Source organism: Sphingobium sp. RS1 (assembly GCF_056156825.1).
Genome location: NZ_JBLZXE010000002.1, coordinates 3216960 through 3238869 on the forward strand (window position 1 = coordinate 3216960; position 21910 = coordinate 3238869).

At 64.0% G+C, this 21910-nt stretch carries 22 protein-coding genes; 16 read left to right on the forward strand and 6 right to left on the reverse strand.

Translation table 11 applies throughout. The annotated features are described in order from the left end of the window. The first annotated feature begins 210 nt into the window (after positions 1–210). Positions 211–1116 (forward strand): AraC family transcriptional regulator, encoded by a 906-nt coding sequence (locus ACNHGR_RS17505; protein ID WP_475287731.1) that lies wholly within the window; start codon positions 211–213, stop codon positions 1114–1116. A gap of 14 nt (positions 1117–1130) precedes the next feature. On the opposite strand, the gene ACNHGR_RS17510 is transcribed toward ACNHGR_RS17505, so the two are convergent. Then, complete coding sequence (locus ACNHGR_RS17510) at positions 1131–2135, reverse strand: esterase-like activity of phytase family protein (protein ID WP_475287733.1); 1005 nt, start codon at positions 2133–2135, stop codon at positions 1131–1133. 191 nt (positions 2136–2326) lie between these two features. Here ACNHGR_RS17510 and ACNHGR_RS17515 point away from each other — a divergent pair, with 191 nt between their 5' ends. Beyond that, positions 2327–2746: a hypothetical protein gene (locus tag ACNHGR_RS17515; RefSeq protein WP_475287734.1), complete on the forward strand. Its 420-nt coding sequence runs from the start codon at positions 2327–2329 to the stop codon at positions 2744–2746. A 57-nt stretch (positions 2747–2803) separates the two neighbouring features. Here the strand turns inward: ACNHGR_RS17515 and ACNHGR_RS17520 are convergent, their stop codons facing one another. Both ACNHGR_RS17520 and ACNHGR_RS17525 read right to left on the reverse strand, forming a co-directional pair. After that, positions 2804–3046, reverse strand: coding sequence for a hypothetical protein (locus ACNHGR_RS17520; protein ID WP_184269860.1), 243 nt, complete (start codon positions 3044–3046; stop codon positions 2804–2806). 78 nt (positions 3047–3124) lie between these two features. Further along, a complete protein-coding gene (locus ACNHGR_RS17525) occupies positions 3125–3340 on the reverse strand; it encodes a circumsporozoite protein (RefSeq protein WP_184269862.1) in 216 nt (71 codons plus the stop codon). A 229-nt stretch (positions 3341–3569) separates the two neighbouring features. On the opposite strand from ACNHGR_RS17525, the gene ACNHGR_RS17530 reads away from it, so the two are divergent. From ACNHGR_RS17530 to ACNHGR_RS17575, 10 genes are all read left to right on the forward strand, one after another. Then, entirely contained in the window at positions 3570–4541 is a 972-nt protein-coding gene (locus ACNHGR_RS17530) for an ArsR/SmtB family transcription factor (RefSeq protein ID WP_475287736.1), read from the forward strand. Continuing rightward, positions 4538–5443 carry a methylenetetrahydrofolate reductase gene (gene metF, locus ACNHGR_RS17535; protein WP_184269866.1) on the forward strand — a complete coding sequence of 302 codons (906 nt, stop codon included), beginning with the start codon at positions 4538–4540 and terminating at the stop codon, positions 5441–5443. The genes ACNHGR_RS17530 and metF overlap by 4 nt, the downstream gene beginning before the upstream one ends. Before the next feature lie 97 nt (positions 5444–5540). Further along, on the forward strand, positions 5541–6587 hold the full coding sequence (locus ACNHGR_RS17540) for a homocysteine S-methyltransferase family protein (protein ID WP_475287737.1): 1047 nt from the start codon (positions 5541–5543) through the stop codon (positions 6585–6587). Next, positions 6553–9270: a methionine synthase gene (metH, locus tag ACNHGR_RS17545; RefSeq protein ID WP_475287738.1), complete on the forward strand. Its 2718-nt coding sequence runs from the start codon at positions 6553–6555 to the stop codon at positions 9268–9270. Before ACNHGR_RS17540 ends, metH begins: the two co-directional genes overlap by 35 nt. Before the next feature lie 99 nt (positions 9271–9369). Continuing rightward, the gene (locus ACNHGR_RS17550; protein WP_184269872.1) at positions 9370–9615 is read left to right on the forward strand and encodes a type II toxin-antitoxin system ParD family antitoxin; all 246 of its coding nucleotides are present in this window, start codon (positions 9370–9372) and stop codon (positions 9613–9615) included. After that, the gene (locus ACNHGR_RS17555) at positions 9608–9898 is read left to right on the forward strand and encodes a type II toxin-antitoxin system RelE/ParE family toxin (protein WP_475287739.1); all 291 of its coding nucleotides are present in this window, start codon (positions 9608–9610) and stop codon (positions 9896–9898) included. Before ACNHGR_RS17550 ends, ACNHGR_RS17555 begins: the two co-directional genes overlap by 8 nt. A 37-nt stretch (positions 9899–9935) precedes the next feature. Next, a complete protein-coding gene (locus tag ACNHGR_RS17560; protein WP_475288468.1) occupies positions 9936–10370 on the forward strand; it encodes a DUF488 domain-containing protein in 435 nt (144 codons plus the stop codon). A 126-nt stretch (positions 10371–10496) separates the two neighbouring features. Then, entirely contained in the window at positions 10497–10856 is a 360-nt protein-coding gene (locus tag ACNHGR_RS17565; RefSeq protein WP_475287740.1) for an argininosuccinate lyase, read from the forward strand. 108 nt (positions 10857–10964) lie between these two features. Further along, on the forward strand, positions 10965–11903 hold the full coding sequence (locus tag ACNHGR_RS17570) for a right-handed parallel beta-helix repeat-containing protein (RefSeq protein ID WP_184269876.1): 939 nt from the start codon (positions 10965–10967) through the stop codon (positions 11901–11903). Positions 11904–11947: 44 nt separating this feature from the next. Then, positions 11948–12142 carry a hypothetical protein gene (locus tag ACNHGR_RS17575; protein WP_184269878.1) on the forward strand — a complete coding sequence of 65 codons (195 nt, stop codon included), beginning with the start codon at positions 11948–11950 and terminating at the stop codon, positions 12140–12142. On the opposite strand, the gene ACNHGR_RS17580 is transcribed toward ACNHGR_RS17575, so the two are convergent. Both ACNHGR_RS17580 and ACNHGR_RS17585 read right to left on the reverse strand, forming a co-directional pair. Continuing rightward, positions 12143–13171, reverse strand: a complete 1029-nt coding sequence (locus tag ACNHGR_RS17580; protein ID WP_475287741.1) for a glycosyltransferase family 2 protein — start codon at positions 13169–13171, stop codon at positions 12143–12145. It lies immediately after the preceding gene. Positions 13172–13204: 33 nt separating this feature from the next. Beyond that, a complete protein-coding gene (locus ACNHGR_RS17585) occupies positions 13205–14614 on the reverse strand; it encodes a helix-turn-helix domain-containing protein (RefSeq protein ID WP_475287742.1) in 1410 nt (469 codons plus the stop codon). A 145-nt stretch (positions 14615–14759) separates the two neighbouring features. On the opposite strand from ACNHGR_RS17585, the gene ACNHGR_RS17590 reads away from it, so the two are divergent. Continuing rightward, positions 14760–16358 carry an isocitrate lyase gene (locus tag ACNHGR_RS17590; protein ID WP_475287744.1) on the forward strand — a complete coding sequence of 533 codons (1599 nt, stop codon included), beginning with the start codon at positions 14760–14762 and terminating at the stop codon, positions 16356–16358. A gap of 491 nt (positions 16359–16849) precedes the next feature. On the opposite strand, the gene ACNHGR_RS17595 is transcribed toward ACNHGR_RS17590, so the two are convergent. Next, a complete protein-coding gene (locus ACNHGR_RS17595; RefSeq protein WP_475287745.1) occupies positions 16850–18658 on the reverse strand; it encodes a DUF885 domain-containing protein in 1809 nt (602 codons plus the stop codon). Positions 18659–18954: 296 nt separating this feature from the next. Between ACNHGR_RS17595 and ACNHGR_RS17600 the strand changes: the two genes are divergently transcribed. The 3 genes from ACNHGR_RS17600 to leuD all read left to right on the forward strand — a co-directional run bounded on the left by ACNHGR_RS17600 (position 18955) and on the right by leuD (position 21888). Further along, the gene (locus tag ACNHGR_RS17600; RefSeq protein ID WP_475287747.1) at positions 18955–19641 is read left to right on the forward strand and encodes a glutathione S-transferase family protein; all 687 of its coding nucleotides are present in this window, start codon (positions 18955–18957) and stop codon (positions 19639–19641) included. A gap of 89 nt (positions 19642–19730) precedes the next feature. Then, positions 19731–21182, forward strand: a complete 1452-nt coding sequence (gene leuC, locus ACNHGR_RS17605; RefSeq protein WP_475287748.1) for a 3-isopropylmalate dehydratase large subunit — start codon at positions 19731–19733, stop codon at positions 21180–21182. A 109-nt stretch (positions 21183–21291) separates the two neighbouring features. After that, entirely contained in the window at positions 21292–21888 is a 597-nt protein-coding gene (gene leuD, locus ACNHGR_RS17610) for a 3-isopropylmalate dehydratase small subunit (protein WP_184269891.1), read from the forward strand. The last annotated feature ends 22 nt before the right edge of the window (positions 21889–21910 follow it).

The window sequence follows — 21910 nt, forward strand, 5'->3', positions numbered from 1 at the left end:
GGATGCGCCATCATGGCGTGGAGGCGGTAGAGTGGGCTTGCGCGATGATTGCACGATTTTCCAGATATGAGGTCGGCGGGCTGTTCATGCCTCGCCGATGCGTTTAGCTGTTTCGTCATTGCGAGCGTAGCGAAGCAATCCATGTTGTGCCGATGGATTGCTTCGCTACGCTCGCAATGACGAGTGGAGTTGGAGATCGGGAAGAGTCAGATGTCCCATGATGCCCTGGGTCAGCAGATTGCCCGATATGCCGATGGCGACGGGATCTTGGACACGGCGATCCCGCGCCTGACGCTGGTACGCTGGAGCCATGCGGACGAGCCGGTGCATATGCTCCAACGGCCCGCGCTCTGCATCATCGCGCAAGGCGCCAAGCGGGTGATGCTGGGGGATAGCGTGGTCGCCTATGGGCCGGCCAGCTATCTGGTCGCCTCCCTCGACCTGCCAATCACCGGCATGGTGACGCAGGCCAGCGACGACGCGCCCTATCTCTGCTTCTGTCTCTATCTGGACCCGGTGCTGCTGTCCGACATCGCCATCAGCTTGCCGCCCATGACGCCGCCGATGGCGCCGGTGACGGAAGGGCGTGCGCTGTCGCTGCATCCGATCACGCCCGAATTGCTGGACGCGGCGAGCCGGCTGACGGCTTTGCTGGGCGACCCGGCCGGGGCACCGCTGCTGGCGCCATTGATCGAGCGGGAATTACTGGTGCGGCTGATGACCGGGCCGAGCGGCGGCATCGTGCGCGCGATCGCGGCCGGCGAAAGCCGTACCGGGCAGATTGCGCGGGCGATCGGCTGGCTCAAGGCGCATTTTCGCGAGCCCTTCAACGGGCCGGGCCTGGCGGACCTGGCGGGCATGAGCGTGTCCAGCTTTCACGAGCATTTCCGCCGCGCGACCGCGATGACGCCGCTGCAATATCAGAAGCAGTTGCGGTTGCAGGCCGCGCGCACGCTGATGCTGGCCGACCGGCTGGATGCGGCGGAGGCGGGGTTTCGCGTCGGCTATGACAGTCCGTCGCAGTTCAGCCGTGAATATCGCCGCCTCTTCGGCGCCCCGCCGCAGCGGGACATGGGGCGGCTGCGGGCGTTGCCGCAGGTGGCGCTGGCAATCTGAGCGCGCCGGGCCGGTCAGGGTTGCTGGCCGGCCTGCCCATCCATGCCGAATTTCAACAGAAGCGTGCGCTGGAAAAATTCATGATTGTCGTCGGACACGATCCAGATGACCGGCCGGCCATGTTCATGGGATACCGCCAGCCCCTCGAAATTGTCCGCCAGAAGGGGCGGCGCCAGCCGGGCGAGGGTCCGGGCTTTCAGTTCCGTGCCCGGCTCCAGCTTTTCGGGCAGGTCGACGATGGCGATCACGCCGGTGAACAACTGCTCCACGGTCAGGCGGCGGTTGAGTACCAGCAGGTGCCGGTCGTCCAGCGCCACGGCATCGGTCGGGCGATAGCCGCGTGGTGCGGTGTAGCGCAGATGGATGGGGCTGGGCGTGTCCTTTTCCGCCGGATCGCCGGCGAAGAGCAGGCTGTCATGTCGCCCGTCCGCGGTCATCCCCATCTCGCCAATGGCGAGGAACCGGCCGTCGGGCAGGCGGGCGAGGGATTCGATCGATCCGGTCTTGGGCCAGGCCATGATTTCCGGCCAGGTGCGGCATGCCTCCACCCGTGCGAAGCCGGGGCCATAGCGGCAGATCGCCTGTTGCAGTTCGAACCCCACCCAATAGCGGCCGGTCGCCGGATCATGGGTCATGCTTTCCGAATCCCACGCCCACCATGGGCGATAGCGATCCTGCGGGCGGATCGGCAGCGGGGCGATGAAGGGGTGGCCCTGTCCGTCGCCCGGCGCGATGCGAAACCCCATCAATATGCCGGAATCGCTCAGCCCCAACAGGTCGCCGACGGGTGACACCAGCAGCGCCGAAATGCCGCCAAAGCCGGGATTGTCGCTCTCCAGCTGCCAGCCGCCCAGATAGGTCAGGGCGCCGACATGGGTAAGGCCGGGGTCGATGCTGCTGAGCGGCAGCGCGCGCGCGGTGACCAGCAACGTGCCGGGACGCACCATCTCCTGCTTCCCCATATGCGGAGCCGGCAGCAGCAGGACGGCAAGGAGGAGGACGATCAGGATTCGCTGCATCCCGCCCGCCATAGGGCATAATCCGGCAGGGCGCAGCAGCGGCGTGACGGGTCGTGCGCAGGTGAACGGCGGCTGACACCCCCATTCAGGCTCGGCTCAAGGCGAATCGGTCATAAAGACGTCAATCGATGGGCAATCCCGTTCCTTTTCAACGGCCGGCCCAAGAGGATGGCATTATGAGGAGCAACGCCATGAAGATGAAGTTTCTTGTCAATCTGGGAGCCGCTCTGGCCATGGGCGCCGCTTCCTTCGCCGTGACGGCAACCCCGGCCGCAGCACGCGACCATTATTATCGCGGTTATGAGCGTGGCGATTATTATCGCGGCTATGACCGTGGCTATCGCGGCGATCGTTATTATCGCGGTTACAATCGCGGCTATCGCGGCGACGGCTATTATCGCAACAGCTATCGTGGCTATCGCGGCGGCTATCGTTGCCGGGACAATGGCACGGGCGGCACCATCATCGGGGCGATCGCCGGTGGCCTGCTGGGTAACGAAATCGGCAAGGGTTCGGGCCGCTATGGTCGTCGCGGCGACGGCACCACGGGCGCCATCATCGGCGCAGGCGTGGGTGCGCTGGCCGGCCGGGCGATCGACCGCAACTGCTAAATCCGGTTTGATCTGGATATGAGAAGGGCCGTCCCGGTGGGGCGGCCCTTTTTTGCGTCAGGGTTTTGGTGCGGGCTGCGGCGGGATGCGCTTGCGGTCGGCGCGGGCGGCGGTGACGGCGGCGGGGTTGAGACCGGGCTCGCCGCTCTGTGCAGCGCCGGTGCGCGCGTCGAGCTGTGCTGCCGCATCGTTCAAGGCCTGGGCTTCGCCGGCGCTGACGCCGCCGACGCCATCCTGCGATCCCGATCCACAGGCGGCCAGGCCGATGAGGGCAGCGAGGGGGAGGAGAGGACGGACCATGGCTTGCTCCAACAGAAAAAGGGCCGCGCCGTTGCCGGTGCGACCCTTTCCTAAATTCAAGACCCGAACGGGACCGAATTACATCGCGTTCGCGGCGTTGTTGGTCGCGTTCGACGCAGCGTTGGCGGCGTTGTCGGCAGCGTTTAGCGCGGCGTTCATGGCGTTGTCGGCGGCGTTCGAGGCGTTCTCGGCCGAGTTGGCGGCGTTGTTGGCAGCGTTTTCAGCGCCGCCCGAGCAAGCAGCCAGGCCCAGCGAAGCGGCGAGAACGAGCGAAAGAGCAATCGACTTGGTCATGGGTTTAAACCCCTCTCTGAGAAAAATAAAAATGCAGACCACTCTCGGAGAAAAGCTCACCCCCCATTGCGCCTGCGGGCCGATTCGTACTGCCTTGGAATGCGCAAGGCAATCCCATTCATGGGGCTGAAAGGTCGGATACCCGCCATTTCATCGCTTTATGGATGAAAAATGCACGGAAAATTCACTGGCATTGACGTATATAAAGATTTCTTTATATGACATGGGCATGCATGCGGCACTCGACATATTCCGGGCACTTGGCGACCCGACGCGGCTGCGCATCATCCACCTGTTGCGGGCGATGGAGCTGGCCGTGGGGGAGATTGCGCAGGTCGTGGGGCAAAGCCAGCCGCGCGTATCGCGCCATGTCCGCATTCTCGCCGAAGCGGGGCTGGTAGAGCGGCGCAAGGAAGGCAACTGGGTGTTTCTGCGGCTGGGCAAGGACCGGTCGGTCGTGCCTTTCCTCACCCTGTTCGACCGTCTGACCCCGTCCGACAGCGAAGCCCTGTGGCAGGCGGCGGACCTCGCCCGGCTGGCGGCGGTGCGCGCCGACCGGGCACGGGCGGCGGAAAGCTATTTCGCCGAACATGCCGAGGAATGGGACGCGATCCGCTCCCTTCATGTGGCGGAGGCGAAGGTGGAGGCGGCCATGGTCGCGCTGCTGGGGCGTGAGCCGATCGGCCATCTGCTCGATATCGGCACCGGCACAGGCCGCATGATCGAACTGCTGGGCGGCGACGCGGATCAGGTGACGGCGCTGGATCGCAGCCCGGACATGCTGCGTCTGGCCCGGGCGAAGCTGCCGCAGGATGCCGGCGACAAATATGCGTTGCTGCTGGGCGATTTCCTGGACCTGCCGCTGGAGCCGGGCAGCGCCGATACGGTGGTGCTGCATCAGGTGCTGCATTATGCGCAGGCGCCCGAACGGGTGATCGCGGAAGCGGCGCGGGTGGCGGCGGCGAACGGGCGGGTGCTGATCGCCGATTTCGCGGCCCATGAACGGGAAGAGCTGCGCCTGCGTGACCAGCATGCGCGGCTGGGCTTTTCCGAAGAGCAGATGACCGGCTGGTTCGCGCAGGCGGGCCTGGCGCTGGAACGGGTGGAAACGCTGCCCGGCCAGGAATTGACGGTAGTATTGTGGCTGGGCCGGCGCCAGAGCGCGAAGGTTCTGCCCATCGAAGGACGGATTTCCGCATGACTCTGAATGATCCAGCTGCCCCGCTCTATGCGGATCTGGCCGGCGACGCCCGCGTCAGCTTCGAATTTTTCCCGCCCAAGACGGAGAAGATGGAAGCGCAGCTCTGGTCGGCGATCGAGACTTTGGCCCCGCTGGCGCCCAAATTCGTGTCCGTCACCTATGGCGCGGGCGGCTCCACGCGCGAACGCACCCATAATACGGTCGCGCGCATCGCCAGGGAAACGTCGCTGGCCGCCGCCGCGCACCTGACCTGCGTGGCCGCCAGCAAGGACGAGATCGGCGAGATTGCCGACGCCTATTGGGAAGCGGGCGTGCGCCATATCGTTGCGCTGCGCGGCGATCCGCCCGAAGTCGGCGGCATGTTCGAACCGCATCCGGACGGTTATACGGGCGCGGCCGATCTGGTCGAAGGGCTGATGAAGCGCCATCCCTTCGAAATCAGCGTATCGGCCTATCCCGAAGTCCATCCCGATGCTGCGAGCGCGCAGAGCGACCTCGATAATTTGAAGCGCAAGCTGGACGCCGGGGCGACCCGCGCGATCACCCAATTCTTCTTCTCGCCCGAAGCCTATTTCCGCTTCATGGACAAGGTCGGCGCGGCGGGCATCACGGCGGATATCGTGCCGGGCATCATGCCGGTCAGCAATTTCGCCGCGACGCAGCGCATGGCGGCGATGTGCAATACGGACGTGCCACTATGGATGGCGCGGCTGTTCGAGGGGCTGGACGATCATCCCGCGTCGCGCCAGCTGGTGTCGGCGACGATCGCCGCCGAACTGTGCCGCAAACTGTATGAAGGCGGCGTGCGCGACTTTCATTTCTACACGCTCAACCGGGCGGAACTCAGCTTTGCGATCTGCCACCTGCTCGGGCTTCGGGCGAAGGTGATGACCGACGCCTGAAATGGATCAACCCCCTCCGTTCGGTTCGAGCCTGTCGAGAACCGGTTGCGCGAGGGTTCTCGACAAGCTCGAACCGAATGGAACGAGGGAAAAGATTATGACGGCTGAACAGAAATTGCGCGCGCTGGCCGCTGACAAGATCCTGATCTTCGACGGCGGGTACGGTACGTCGATCCAGAAACATGGCCTGACCGAGGCCGATTATCGCGGCGATCTGGACCTCGCCAAGGATCAGAAGGGCAATAACGACCTACTGTGCCTCACGCGCCCCGACATCGTGGAAGGCATTCATAGCGCCTATCTGGAAGCCGGCGCAGACATGATCGAGACGAACACCTTTTCCTCGACCAAGATCGCGATGGCCGATTATGGATGCGAGCATCTGGTGTGGGACATCAATGTCGCGGCGGCGAAGCTGGCCCGTTCGGCCTGCGAAAAAGCGACGGCCAAGGACGGCAAACCGCGTTTCGTGTGCGGTTCGATCGGCCCGACCAACAAGACGCTGTCGATCTCGCCCGATGTCAACGACCCCGCCTATCGCGAGGTCGATTATGACACGCTCAAGGCCGACTATCGTGAACAGTGCGAGGCGCTGATCGCGGGGGGGGTGGATTTCCTGCTGGTCGAAACCTGCTTCGATACGCTCAATGCCAAGGCCGCCGGCATGGCCGCGCGCGAGGCGGAAGCGGCGGCGGGCCGTTCGGTGCCGCTAATGCTCAGCTTCACCATCACCGACATGTCCGGCCGCAACCTGTCGGGCCATACGATCAACGCCTTCTGGTATTCGCTCCGGCATTTGAAGCCGCTGACCATCGGCGTGAACTGCGCGTTCGGGGCGGATTTGCTGCGGCCGTACCTCAGCGAACTGTCCAAGAATGCCGACACGCTGATCCTGGCTTATCCCAATGCCGGCCTGCCCAATGAACTGGGCCAATATGACGAACTGCCCGAAACCACCGCAAAGCTGATCCGCGACTGGGTGGACGAGGGGCTGGTCAACATGGTTGGGGGCTGTTGTGGCACGACGCCCGCGCATATCGGCGCGGTGGCCAAGGCGCTGGACGGGCACAAGCCGCGCGTCGTGCCGGAACTGCCGGTTGTGACGCGGCTTGCGGGCCTCGAACCGATGCACATCGCGGCGTAAACCACCCTCCGTTCGGTTCGAGCTTGTCGAGAACCGGGCGCGCAACGCTTCTCGACAGGCTCGAAGCGAACGGAACGATAGAATGACCAAGACCTCCACCGCCACCTTCGTCAATATCGGCGAACGTACCAACGTCACCGGTTCGGCCAAGTTCAAGAAGCTGATCATGGCGGGCGATTACGCCGCCGCCATCGACATCGCGCGCGAACAGGTCGAGAATGGCGCGCAGATCGTCGATGTGAACATGGACGAGGGTCTGCTCGATGCGGTCGAGGCGATGACCACTTTCCTGAAGCTCATGACGTCGGAGCCGGATATCAGCCGCGTGCCGGTCATGATCGACAGCTCCAAGTGGGAAGTCATCGAGGCGGGGCTGAAATGCGTTTCGGGCAAACCGGTGGTCAACTCGATCAGCATGAAGGAGGGCGAGGAAGCCTTCCTGCATCATGCGCGCCTGTGCATGGCCTATGGCGCAGCGGTGGTGGTCATGGCCTTCGACGAGACGGGGCAGGCCGATACCAAGGCCCGCAAGGTCGAGATATGCGAGCGCGCCTACAAGCTGCTGATGACGATCGGTTTCCCGCCCGAGGACATCATTTTCGACCCCAATATCTTTGCGGTGGCGACGGGGATCGAAGAGCATAATAATTACGGCGTCGACTTCATCGAAGCCTGCCGGGAGATCAAGAAGCGCTGCCCGCATGTTCATATTTCGGGCGGCCTGTCGAACTTCTCCTTCTCCTTCCGTGGCAATGAGCCGGTGCGCCGGGCGATGCACAGCGTGTTCCTCTATCACGCCATTCCCGCCGGCCTCGACATGGCGATCGTCAATGCCGGGCAGCTCGACGTCTATGACGCGATCGACCCGGCGCTTCGCAAGGCGTGCGAGGATGTGCTGCTGAACAGCGATCCCGAAGCGGGCGACCGCCTCGTCGCGCTGGCGGAGTCCTTCAAGGGCAAGGATGCCGCGTCGGAAAAGGCCGCGCAGGAATGGCGCGGCTGGCCGGTCGCCAAGCGGCTGGAACATGCGCTGGTCAAGGGCATCGACATGTATGTGGTCGAGGATACGGAGGAATGCCGCCTCGCCGCCGAAAAGCCCATCCAGGTGATCGAAGGCCCGCTGATGGACGGCATGAACGTGGTCGGCGACCTGTTCGGCGCGGGCAAGATGTTCCTGCCGCAAGTCGTGAAGTCCGCCCGCGTCATGAAGAAGGCGGTGGCGCATCTGCTGCCCTTCATCGAAGCGGCAAAGGAGCCGGGCGCCAAGGGCAAGGGCAAGATCATCATGGCGACCGTGAAGGGCGACGTGCATGATATCGGCAAGAATATCGTTGGCGTCGTGCTCCAGTGCAATGGCTTTGAAGTCATCGACATGGGCGTGATGGTCCCCTGGCAGGACATCATCAAGGCCGCGAACGAGAATGATGCGGACATGATCGGCCTGTCCGGCCTCATCACGCCATCTCTGGACGAGATGGTGACGGTCGCCACCGAAATGCAGCGCGCCAACATGACCATGCCGCTGCTGATCGGCGGGGCGACGACGTCGCGCGTGCATACCGCGCTGCGCATCGATCCCGCCTTTACCGGCCCGGTCGTCCATGTGCTTGACGCCAGCCGTGCCGTGGGCGTGGCGACCGCGCTGGTCAGTGAAACGCAGAAGAATGATTTCGTCCAGAAGACCAAGGACGATTATGAGCATGTCCGCGTCGCTCGCGCCAACAAGGGGCAGAGCGCACTCATCAGCATCGCCGACGCGCGCGACAACGGCTTTGAAATCGACGAGAGCCTGAAGGCGCCGCGCCCGCGCCTGCCCGGCGTGCATAAATTCCCCGACTGGGATTTGAAGGATCTGGTCAATTATATCGACTGGACGCCCTTCTTCCGCGCGTGGGAGCTGGCGGGCAATTATCCCGCGATCCTGACCGACGAAGTGGTGGGGGAAAGCGCCACCAGTCTGTTCGCCGATGCGCAGAAGATGCTGGACCGGATCATCAATGACAAATGGCTGACCGCGCGCGGCGTGTGCGGCCTGTGGCCCTGCCGCCGGGATGGCGACGACATCATCGTCCATGTCGAGGATGAAAAACATGTCCGCCTGCCGATGCTGCGCCAGCAGATCCAGAAGCGGGAGGGGCGGGCGAATATGTGCCTGGCCGACTTCATCAGTCCCGATGGCGACTGGATGGGGGGCTTTGCCGTGTCGATCCATGGCATTGAACCGCATCTGGCGCGGTTCAAAAATGCGATTGATGACTATTCGGACATCCTATTGAAGGCACTGGCCGATCGTCTGGCCGAAGCCTTTGCCGAGCGGCTGCACCATTATGTCCGCACCGCTTTGTGGGGCTATGCGGAGGGTGAGCAACTCACCAACGAAGCGCTCATCAAGGAGCAGTATCGCGGCATCCGCCCGGCGCCCGGCTATCCCGCCTGCCCGGAACATAGCCTGAAGCCGATCCTGTTCGACATGCTGGATGCGCATCATGCCACCGGCGCGACCCTGACGGAGAGCTTCGCCATGCTGCCGACGGCGGCGGTCAGCGGCTTCTATTTCGGCCATGCACAGGCGGAATATTTCGGCGTGGCGCGGGTCGGCCGCGACCAGCTGGAAGATTATGCGCAGCGGCGCGGCATCGATCTGGACACGGCGGAACGCTATTTGCGGCCGAACCTGGACTGAGTTGCCGTGGCGAGGGGATGCGCGCCGGTCGTCCGTCCCTTCCCTCTGCCCGGCGCCAATGGTATGAAAATATCATATGATGCCAATTGTGGAGAACTCATGGGCGCGGTTCGCAAGACGATCACCCTGACGGAGCAGCAGGATGCTTGGATCGCGGCACAGGTCGCTGCGGGACATTACACCAATGACAGCGAAGCGATCCGCGACTTGATCCGGCGCGAACAGGAGCGTGGGTTCGAGCGGGATGCCATCCGCCAGGCGCTGATCGAAGGCGAGCAGAGCGGTGAGCCGGAACGGTTTGATTTTGCCGCTTTCCGCCAGAACAAAATTGCCGAACATGGCTGAATATCGCCTCAGCCCTCGGGCGCTGCGCGATATGGAGGCCATTTTCGATTATAGTGTAGACCAGTGGGGGCTGGCACAGGCCCTGCGTTATGCCGACCTGATCGAAGCGGCCTTTACCAGCCTCGTGCAGACACCGCATCTTTCGCAGGATTGTGCCTCGATCCGACCCGGCTATCGGCGGCGCAGTGTCGGGCAGCACATCCTCTATTTCTGTCAGACCGACTATGGAATCGCAGTGATCCGCATTCTTCATCAGCGCATGGATGCGTCGCGGCATATATGAGCTGGATGACGACGGTGCCTATCCCTATCTCTCTCCCATGAAGATCTTCACTATCGGCTACGAAGGCGCGACGCAGGCGGAACAGGTCGCCACGCTGCAAGCCGCCGGCGTGCGGCTCCTTGCCGATGTCCGGGCGGTGCCGCTGTCGCGGCGGCCGGGCTTTTCGAAGAATATCCTTGCGGCCGGGTTGCGGGAGGCCGGCATCGCCTATGTCGGCCTCAAGGCGCTGGGTACCCCGGCGGAGGGGCGCGAAGCTGCGCGCAAGGGGCACCGCGCCCGTCTCGCGGAGATTTACGCCCGCCAGCTCGATTTGCCCGAAGCGATCGTCCAGGCCGAGCAGTTGAAGGATATGGCGGCGCAAACGCCCACCGCCTTGCTGTGCTTCGAACGCGATCCGTCAGGCTGTCATCGTTCGCTGTTGCTGGATGCGGTGATGCCGAAGGCTGAACGGGTGGATTTGTTCGTGGATTAAGCAGCGGCTGTCCGCATTATTTGCACAATGCAGGTTAGTCTTGTCGGAATCCGCCTATTCCCACCGTATTTTATATGGTTAATCTTCGTCCCGGACCGGCAGCCCTGCCAGGTCGGGGGGAATATCATGAAAGCCATTGCCATCGTCATGGGCGCTTGCGCCCTGTCCTTTGCCGCGCCTGCCTTTGCCGGGGATCAGGACTTCACCCTGTACAACAAGACCGGCTATGACATTGCCGAAGTCTATGTCTCGCCCGCAAAGTCGAAAAATTGGGGCGACGATGTGATGGAGGATGAGGTGCTGGAGGATGCCCATAGCGTGCCCATCACCTTTCAGGCGAAGAATGCGATCTGCAATTACGACCTGAAAGTCATCTTCACCGACGGCGACGAAGCCTATTGGACCAATTTCGACCTGTGCACGATCAGCAAGATCCAGATTTTCTGGAACGCCAAGACGCAGAAGGCGACTGCGAAATGGGAGTGATGTCGCGCGGTTAACCCGGCGGGCCCGGTCCGTCCCTTTATGGGGCAGTGGCATATTGGGGCCTGCCGGACCATTGGCCCCTGGGGGCGGGCGCTATAGCCTGTCCCCATGCGCATCTTGTCCACCAGCCTCCTCGTCTCCGTCGCGATCGTGTCGACCGCGCTGGCGCAGGGCCGTCCCGCTCCTTTCACCGTTGCCGAAACCGGGCAGGGCTTCGCGTCCATCGGCGACGCGCTGGCCGCGATCGGCGATGCGCGCGGCACGGTGGTCGTGGCGCCGGGCAGCTATCGTCAATGCGGCGTGCAGCAGGGTGGCGACGTCACCATCCGCGCCGCCACGCCCGGTACGGTGATCTTCGACGGGGTGCCGTGCGAGGGCAAGGGCGCGCTCGTGCTGCGCGGTCGGGCCAGCACGGTCGATGGCATCATCTTTCAAAATGTCCGCGTGCCCGACGGCAATGGCGCGGGCATCCGTCTGGAAAGCGGGAACCTGACCGTCCGCAACAGCCTGTTCCGCAACAGCGAGGAAGGCATCCTCACCGGCGATTATGACGGCGGGCAGGTGGTGATCGACAAGTCGACCTTCCGCAAGCTCGGCCGTTGCGACCGCGATCTCGATTGTGCGCATGGGATCTATATCGGCCGCCTTGCTAGCCTGTCCGTCACCAACAGCCGCTTCGACCAGGGTGACGGCGGCCATTATCTCAAGACCCGCACCGCCCGCGTCACCATCAGCGGCAACAGCTTCGACGATAGCGGCGGGCACCTGACCAATTACATGATCGACCTGTCCAACGGAGCGACCGGCACCATCACCGGCAATGAAATGGTACAGGGCAAGGACAAGGATAACTGGTCCGCCTTCATCACCGTCGCGCCGGAAGGGCGGGAACATTCGAGCGCGGGGCTGGTGATCGAGGGCAACAAGGCCGGCTTCGTGCCGGGGCTGGAGCGCGGCTCCACCTTCGTCGCCAATTTCACGGATGATGCGGTACGGATCGGAGCCAATGAACTGGCGCCATCCATGAAGGTCAAGGATCGTCGTTAGTCCGGGCGCTGACTTGCGTGCGCTGATCTGATAAGGGTGAGCCCATGCGAACCACTTATGACAGCGCGACCGTCCGTCTCTATCATCTGGGCGATGACGGCGCGGCCATGACGATCATGTATGGCCCGCTGAGCCAGGCGCTGCATGTCGCCGAGCAGCAGCCGGCGGAGGTGCAGGACGGGCTGTTCCTGGCAACCGACAATGACGTGATCGCCTATCTGGACCTGATCGAGGAGTAATCACCCGCCCAGCAGCGCCAACTGCTGACGGATGACGTCCAGATTATGCCGGGCCAGATGGCTGCCGCGTCCCGCGACCGACCCGTCCAGATCGGGGCGCTCGCCAATTTCCAGGCAGCGTTCCCACGCCGTTGCGGCCAGCGGCAGCCATTCGGTCAGGGCATGCGCCGGCTCGGCCAGCGCCCGGTCCATGGCGAGGTTGCCGAGCACGAAGAAGAAGTCGGGCGACTCCTGCCAATGGGCCATCTGTTGCCCGGCGATGGCAATGCCTTCCTCCGACGCGCCCGACTGGCCAAGGCAGTGGAGGCGGCGGATCAGCAGGGCATGGGTCCATGGCGCGCCATCGGGGGTGCGGATGCTGGCTTGCGCATACCAGTCCGCCGCGCGCGCATAGTCGCGCGCCGTCTCCGCCTCCTTGCCCAACTGGTAGAGGATGTAGGGGTTTTCGGGTTCGGCCTGCAATTCCGCCAGCAGCATCGGCGTGTTGCGATCGCGCTTGCCCGCCGCCTGCGCCTCCTCATAGCCGTCATGGTCGAGGATGAGGGCGGTCCGCTCCACCGGCAGGTCCGATACCGGCTGTTCATGGATGCGCCCGGCATAGCGGACGCCGCGCGGCAGCAGCCGGGCGATCCAGTTGCGGGTCGAGGGCAGGACGGTGCCAGCCTGCTGCGGCAGGTCGAAGCTGCTGCGGATGCAGAGCGCGCCTAGCCGCGCCGGGCCGTCGCACCAGTCGCGCAGGGCCTCGCCGCCTTCCGCGATCCATTCGTCGGCGTCGATCACCAGATTCCAGTCGGCATCGGCCAGCGCCAGCACATGATTGCGCGCCGCCGAGAAGTCGCTGGGCCAGTCGAGATAATGGACCTGCGCGCCGCATTGCCGGGCGATGGCGACGCTGTCGTCGGTCGATCCGGTGTCGAGCACGACCATGGCGTCGACATGGGGCCGCACGCTGTCCAGGCAGCGGGCGATGCAGCGCGCCTCGTTGCGGATGATGAGCGTCGCGGCGATGCGGGGGCGGTCGGCGGTCATGCCCCTGTTTCGCTTGGCCGACCTAAAAAGCCGTTAACCATCGGCAAAGCCGAAGGGTGCGCGGGTGCGGCGGTAGTCGTCGGGCAGCATGTCGCGGCCGATCGGCGGGGCGGATCGGGCCATGCATTGCGCGCGGTGGCACAGGCGACAGGTGACGCCGATCGGCGTGGGATCGGGCGCGGGCGCATCCTGCGTGTAGATCAGCCGGTGCGCATGATCCGCCGCGCAGCATAGGGCAATGGCGCGCTCCACCTTCGGCGCGCCCCAGCCGCCGCCGCCCGCCGTCACCGTGCGCGCTATGGAGAAGAAGCGCTGGCCGTCGGGCAGTTCCAGCCATTGCGTCACTACCTCACGCGGGGTTTCGAACACGCGATGCACCGACCAGAGCGGGCAGGAGCCGCCATGGCGGGCAAAGGGGAAGCCTGCGCCATCCAGTCGTTTGGACACATTGCCCGCCGGATCGACCCGCAGGAAGAAGAAGGGCACGCGCTCCTGCCCCGGCTTTTGCAGCGTGGTCAGGCGATGGGCGGTCTGTTCGAAGCTGGCGCCGAACTGGCGGGCCAGCGCCTCCACATCATAGCGGCGCGCCTCCACCGCTTTGGCAAAGGCGGTATAGGGCATCAGGATGGCGGCGGCGGCATAGCTGGCCAGCGCCCGGCGGGCGAGGCGTCGGCCACTCTCCCCGCTAAACTGCCCGTCCTTCAATAGCGTATCGAACGCCTTGCGCATTTCCAGATAGGCGATCTGGAGCGCAAGCTGGAACTGCGCGCTGGCGCCGTCCAGCGCATCGTCCAGCAATACCGCGTCGCGATGCCGGTCCAGCCGGCGCATGGAGCCGGCCATCACGTCGGAGGGCAGGCGGCGCACGCGCAGATTATGTTTGGCCTTGAGCCAGGCGGCAAGGCCGCCTTCGGCCTCCGCTTCGGCCGCCAGCTTTTCAGCCGCGTCATCCAGCAACGGGAAGCTGTTGCGGCGGGCGGCGAGGAAGCGGCGTGATTCGGCGACGGGATCGGCAACGTCTTCGACAGGTTCGGACCCCGCACTCTGATCCGCCCCGCGATCCGCCAGCGCCAGATGCTCTTCGCGATAGCTGGTATAGAGGCGCAACAGCGCTTCGGTGATGCCGGGATAGTTGACCGCCACATCGCCAGTCGCAAGCGCGGGCAGGTCTATGTCCGCGAACATCGGGTCTTTCAGCACCGCCTGCAACCGCGCCGTCTGTTCCGCGCCGCCATCCCCGGCCACTTCGGCCATGTCGAGCTTGTAGGTGCGGGCGAGGCGCAGCAGCATGTCGGCGGTCAGCGGCCGCTGGTTGCGTTCCAGCAGCGCGACATAGGAGGCCGAAATGTCGAGGTCGGCGGCCATGTCCGCCTGCGTCAGGCCGAGTTCGCGCCGCAACCGCCGCAGGCGCGGCCCCATGTAAACCGGGCGATCCTTGGCCATGGCATCCGACTCCTGTGCAGGCTTTACAACTTTACAGCAGATTTTTGTAAAGATCGACAACTGAACTTCAGGAGGACTGCCGCACTGCAACAGGGGCGATTAGGTCGGGCGCAACAGCTCACTCCCAATCCAAAGGACAAGGCCCATGACGACCTATCAGGACAGCATCGCGCAGGCGCAAAGCCTCATCGGCAGCCACCCCGGCACCTGGGATGGCATCAACGCCGAATCCGTTGCCCGCATGAAGCTCCAGAACCGCTTCAACACCGGCCTCGACATCGCCAAGTACACCGCGGGCATCATGCGCCGCGACATGGCCGCCTATGATCTGGACCCGGCCAACTACACCCAGTCGCTTGGCTGCTGGCATGGCTTCATCGGCCAGCAGAAGCTGATCGCGATCAAGAAGCATTTCGGCACGACGAAGCAGAAGTATCTCTATCTGTCCGGCTGGATGGTCGCCGCGCTGCGCAGCGATTTCGGCCCGCTGCCTGACCAGTCGATGCATGAAAAGACCAGCGTCGCTGCGCTGATTGAGGAACTCTACACCTTCCTGAAGCAGGCCGATGCCCGCGAACTGGGAATGATGTTCCGCGATCTCGACAAGGCACGCGAGGCCGGCAACGAAGTCGAGGCCCAGCGCCTGACCCACGCCATCGACAATTATGAAACCCATGTCGTGCCGATCATCGCGGATATCGACGCGGGCTTCGGCAATGCGGAGGCGACCTATCTGCTCGCCAAGAAGATGATCGAGGCAGGCGCCTGCGCGCTCCAGATCGAAAATCAGGTTTCGGACGAAAAGCAGTGTGGCCATCAGGACGGCAAGGTCACGGTGCCGCATGAGGACTTTCTGGCCAAGGTTCGCGCCTGCCGCTATGCCTTCCTGGAACTGGGCGTCGATGACGGCGTCATCGTGACCCGCACCGACTCGCTGGGTGCGGGCCTGACCAAGCAGATTGCCTATTCGAAGGAACCGGGCGACATTGGCGACCAGTATAACAGCTTCCTCGACTGCGAAGAGATTAGCGACATTGCGCAGGCCAATGGCGACGTCATCATCAATCGTGGGGGCAAGCTGCTGAAGCCCAAGCGGCTGCCCAGCAACCTGTTCCAGTTCCGCGAAGGCACCGGTGCGGATCGCTGCGTCCTCGACTGCATCACCAGCCTTCAAAATGGCGCGGACTTGCTGTGGATCGAGACGGAAAAGCCGCATATCGAGCAGATCGCCTCGATGGTCGACCGTATCCGCGAAGTCATCCCCAATGCCAAGCTGGTCTATAATAATTCGCCCAGCTTCAACTGGACGCTGAATTTCCGCCAGCAGGTGTTTGATGCGTGGGCTGAAGCCGGCAAGGATGTCAGCGCCTATGACCGGGCGAAGCTGATGAGCGCGGATTATGACGGCACGGAATTGGGTGTCGAGGCTGATGAGAAGATCCGCACCTTCCAGAAGGATGCGGCGGCGCGGGCCGGCATCTTCCATCACCTCATCACCCTGCCGACCTATCATACGGCGGCGCTCAGCACCGATAACCTTGCCAAGGAATATTTCGGGGCGGCGGGCATGCTGGGCTATGTCGAGGGCGTGCAGCGCAAGGAAATCCGTCAGGGCATCGCCTGCGTGAAGCATCAGAATATGTCGGGCAGCGACATTGGCGACGATCACAAGGATTATTTCGCCGGGGAAGCTGCACTGAAGGCTGGTGGCGCCCACAACACGATGAACCAGTTTGCGGCCTAAAGGCCGCGGGGGAACCAGTTGGCGGCCTAAAGACCAATAGCCTCATCCCAGCGTCACTGGGATGAGGTGGGTCATGCAAGGTGCCTGATCTCTATACGCGTCATCCTCCGACCTAACATCCGGGCGCAACGTTGGGAGATGGGTTCCCGCGTTGGCCTGCGGCCGCCCTTCGGGTCGCGGGAATGACGCAGGAGTTTGCGGCGTGCAGGCCGCAGGCGCTCCATCTCCCCGGCGGGAACCCGATGCTGGCCGGGGAGGTGGATCGGCCGATGAAATTTGCGGCGGAAGCCGTGACAATGGCCAAAAGCGCGGGGACTTCGACACTCCCTTCGCGTCTTTGGGTGGAAGGAACTGGACGACCCGGCGGCGCACCGCCGGGTCGTTTTTTGACTGAACTAACCCAAAAAAATCTGTTCGCCCTGAGCCTGTCGAAGGGCACTTCTTTAAGAAGTAAGGGGCTTCGACAAGCTCAGCCCGAACGGGGGCAGAGATTAAGCTATCCCCGCCCGCTGACGCACCGTCTGCTTCAAAATGTCGAGCGGCATCGCGCCCAGCGTCAGCACGTCGTGGAACGCTTTGAGGTCGAACTTGTCGCCCTGCTTCGCCTTCACCGCGTCGCGCAACTGCGTCCACACGGTATGGCCGATCTTGTAGCTGCACGCCTGACCCGGCCAGACGGTGTAGCGATCGATCTCGCCCTGGCTGCGGCCGCGCGCGATGCCGGTGGTGGCGATGAGGTAATCGGTCGCCTTTTCCCGGCTCCAGCGTTTGGCGTGCATGCCGCTGTCCACCACCAGACGGGTTGCGCGGAACAGCAGCGACTGGAGATAGCCGACCTGCCCCAGCGGGTCGCCTTCATACATGCCCATTTCGTCGGCCAGCTGCTCCGAATAGAGTGCCCAGCCTTCCGAATAGCCGCTGTAGAAGCCGCGACGGCGGATCATGGGGATGGAATCGGATTCTAGCGCCACCGACACCTGCAAATGATGGCCCGGCACCGCTTCATGATAGCTGAGCGTCGCCAGCCCGAATTTCGGCCGGTCGAACGTGTCGCGCAGGTTGATGAAATAGATGGCCGGGCGCGACCCGTCTAGCGAGGCATTCTGATAATAGCCGCCCGGCGCGCCAGCCTGAATCGTCACCGGCACGCGGCGGACCTCCACCGGCGCCTTGGGCACGGTGTTGAAGGCTTCGGGGAGGCGCTTGCTCATGGCGATGATCTGGCTGTTGAGTTGCGCCAGCAGCGCCTCGCGGCCCGGATCGGTGTTGGGGAACAGCTGGTCGGGGCGCTTGTTGAGTTCGACCAGCCGGTCGCCGACGCTGCCCTGGCTCATCCCCTGACCCTTCAGGATCGCGTCGATGCGGGCGGAGATGTCGGCCACCTGATCCAGACCCATCTGATGAATTTCATCGCCGGTCAGCCGGGTCGTAGTCGCGGCTTCGGCGGCGGCGGCGTAGAAGGCCTCGCCATCGGGCAGGCGCCAGCAGCCGGCATCATGGCTGGCCTTGGCGCGCAGCTGCGCCACCAGTTCGCGCTGGCGATCGACGGCGGGGAAAATCTTTTCCGCGACGATCTTTTCCGCCTGTGCGGCGCGTTCCGGCGGCAGGCCGGCGGCGGCCAGCTTCTTGACGAAAGATGCGACGAGCACGGTCTGCGCGGCGGGCTGGTCGCGCAGCGCGGCCTGCATCTTCATGGTGGTGTCGAGAATATAGTCGGGCGCGAACACGCCCTTGGCCGCATCCGCCTTCTGCCGGGCCAGTTCGCCATCCATCGCGGCGGGGAAGGCTTCGAGGCGCGACAGATAGGCGTCGGCGTCGGCGGCATTCTTCACGCGATGCTGGGAATCGAGGAAGTCAGGGACTTCGCGATAGCTGCCCGTCAGCTGGCTGAGGATATAGGGGGCATAGCGGCCCGCCGTTTCGCCATAGCCGAAGCGTTCGCCGCCCACGGCGCGGTCCAGCTGATAGCCGACGACGTCATAGTCGAGCTGGCTGGCGGGGCTGAGTTTGGCACGATCGACGCTGGCGAGTTGCTTCGCCTGTGCCTTGGTACGGGCGAGATCCTTTGCCGCGCCGGCTGCGCTGGTGTCGGACAGCTTGCCGCGCAGCGCCGCGCGCGCGCCGGTGTCGAGGCCAAGCCGCGTCGCGCTTTCCGGGGATTCGTCCAGGCGGCCGTAGAAGAAATCGTCCAGCATGGCGCGGAAGCGGGCGTCGGCACTGTTCGTCTGGGCAAAGACGTTGGGGGTGGCAGCAACAAGCGCGGTGGCGCCGCTGGTGGCGAGAAATTGGCGTCGGTTCACGACAGGATGCTCCATTATGGGATTGAGAGGCGGCAAGGGGGCGCCGCCCGCGACGCGCTCTTTTGACGGCTGTGCAACAGCTTGGCTAGCCCACCCGCGCCTCCGTTCGGTTCGAACCCTTCGACACGCTCAGGACAGGCCTGTCGAGAACTGGGGAGCAGGGTTCTCGACAGGCTCGAACCGAACGAGCCTTCAGGTTTGATAAGTCCAGCTTGTGAGCTGTATGGATCGTTGCGGCTGTCCCGCCGTTTCTTCCTGCGATATGGCGCGCGTGCCTTACAGAAAGGGGAAAGCCGATGTCCTACACGCTCATCACCGCCAACCGGAACTATAGCAGCTGGTCGCTGCGCCCCTGGCTGCTGATGAAGGCGCTGGCCATCCCGTTCGAGGATCGGATCGAGCCGTTCGCGTCGGCCACCAACTATGCCGCGTTCCGCAGCTTCTCACCCACCGGACAGGTGCCCGCGCTGGTCGACGGGGAGCGCACCGTCTGGGATTCGCTGGGGATCATCCTCTACCTCGCCGATCGTCATCCCGGCGTCTGGCCGGCGGATGAGGCTGCGCGCGCTTTCGCCCAGTGCGCCGCTGCCGAAATGCACAGTGGTTTTTCGACGCTGCGCAACGATTGCACCATGAATGTCGGCGTTCGCGTCGAGCCGCACATGCACTCGCCCGCGCTGAACAAGGATATCGCCCGTCTGCGCGAATTGTGGGAGCAGGGGCTGGATCGCTTCGGCGGGCCGTTCCTCGCTGGCAAGGCCTTTACTGCGATCGATGCCTTCTACGCGCCGGTGGCCTTCCGCGTGCGCACTTATGGGCTGGACGTTGGCCCCGTCGCGCAGCGCTGGGTCGATCATATGCTTGCTCATCCGGCGATGCAGCAGTGGGAAGAGGAAGCGTTGGCCGAAACATGGCGCGAGGAGAGTCACGAGGCGGAGATCGGCGCGGCGGGCCGGATCGTGGAAGACTATCGGGCAGTGTAACATTCTTGCCTGCCTGATAGGAAAAACAGGGCAAATCGGTCGTTCACCCCCTTTCCCGATCCGCCCGACGGGTCTAGGGGGTGGACACTATGGTCAAGCCTCGCACCCTGTATGAAAAGATCTGGGACGCGCACGTTGTCGAACGGCGTCCTGACGGCACCTGCCTCATCTATATCGACCGGCACCTCGTCCATGAAGTGACGAGTCCGCAGGCGTTCGAGGGGCTACGCCTTGCCGGCCGCAAGGTGCGCCGGCCCGATCTGACGCTGGCGGTGCCCGATCATAACCTGCCGACCACGCCGCGCCGCGCCGCGGACGGCCATCGCATCCCGATCGCCGATCCGGAAAGCGCACAGCAGCTGGCCGCGCTGGAACGCAACGCGCCCGAATTTGGCGTGCGCCTGATCGGTGACGCGGATCTGGAACAGGGCATCGTCCATGTCGTCGGCCCGGAACAGGGTTTCACGCTGCCCGGCACGACGCTTGTCTGCGGCGACAGCCATACATCCTCGCATGGGGCGCTGGGCGCGCTGGCCTTCGGCATCGGCACGTCGGAGGTGGAGCATGTGCTGGCCACCCAGACGCTGCTGCTCAAGCAATCGAAGACGATGGCCGTGGTGGTCGATGGCGAACTGGCGCCCGGCGTCACGCCCAAGGACGTCGCGCTGGCCATTTGCGGCACCATCGGTACGGCCGGCGGCACCGGCTATGTCATGGAATATCGCGGTTCCGTGTTCCGCGACATGTCGATCGAAGGTCGCCTGACCGTCGCCAACATGTCGATCGAGGCGGGCGCGCGCTCCGGCCTGTTCGCCCCGGACGAAAAGACCTTCGCCTATATCAAGGGCCGCCCGATGGCGCCCAAGGGGGCGGATTTCGACGCGGCCGTGACTTATTGGAAGGCGCTCGTCACCGATGAAGGCGCCGTCTTCGACAAGACCGTCGTGATCGACGCCGCCGATATCGTGCCCAACGTCACCTGGGGCACCAGCCCGGAAGACGTCGTGGCCGTGACCGGCGTGGTGCCCGATCCGCGCAGCTTCGCCGACCCGTCCAAGCAGGCGGCGGCGCAGAAGTCGCTGGACTATATGGGTCTGACCGCGGGTCAGAGACTTGCCGACGTCGCCATTGAGCATGTCTTCATCGGCAGTTGCACCAACAGCCGGATCGAGGATCTGCGCGCGGCCGCTTCGCTGCTGAGAGGGCGACATATTGCCGCCGGCATCAAGCATGCGATGGTCGTGCCCGGCTCCGGTCTGGTCAAGCAGATGGCGGAATCCGAAGGGCTGGACCGCATCTTCCTCGACGCTGGCTTCGAATGGCGCGAGCCGGGCTGTTCAGCCTGCCTGGGCATGAACCCGGACAAGGTGCCGGCGGGCGAGCGCTGCGCATCGACCAGCAATCGCAATTTCATGGGCCGTCAGGGACCGGGATCGCGCACCCATCTGGTATCGCCCGAAATGGCGGCGGCGGCGGCCATCACCGGCCGGCTGACCGACGTGCGCGAACTGTTGAATGAAGAAAAGGGGCTGGTCGCATGAAGAAGATTTTCTGGCTGCTGACGCTGGGCGCGCTGGCGAGCGCGGCGATGGCCGCGACCCTGGGCCGCGCCGAAGACACGCCGGCCGCTGAGGTAAAGAAGGTTCACTGATGGACAAGCTGACGACCGTCGACGGCCGTGCCTATCCGTTCGGGATGAAGAATGTCGACACCGACATCGTCATCCCCGCGCATTGGCTGAAGACCATTTCGCGCAACGGCCTGGGGCGCGGCGCGTTCGAAGTGTTGCGCAAGGAACCGGGTAACGTCTTCGACGATCCCGAATATGCCGGCAGTCCGATCCTGATCGCGGGCGACAATTTCGGCTGCGGCTCCAGCCGCGAACATGCCGCCTGGGCGCTTGGCGACCTCGGCATCAAGGTGGTGATCGCGCCCAGCTTCTCGGACATCTTCTCGGGCAACGCCTTCAAGAACGGCATCCTGACCGTAGTGCTGCCGCAGGAGGCAGTCGACCGGCTGCTGGAAGTGGCGAAGACCGACCCGATCCATGTCGATCTGGAATCGCAGTCCGTCACCACCCAGTTTCAGGATCGCTTCGCCTTCGAGATCGACCCGTTTCGCAAGCATTGCCTGCTCGGGGGCCTGGACGAAATCGGCCTGACGCTGGATCAGGGCGATGTGATCGACAGCTATGAAGCGAAAGTTGCGCAGGACCGTCCCTGGATCGTCCCCGCTGCCGTTGCGTAATTTCGCGCTTCTGCCTATCTCT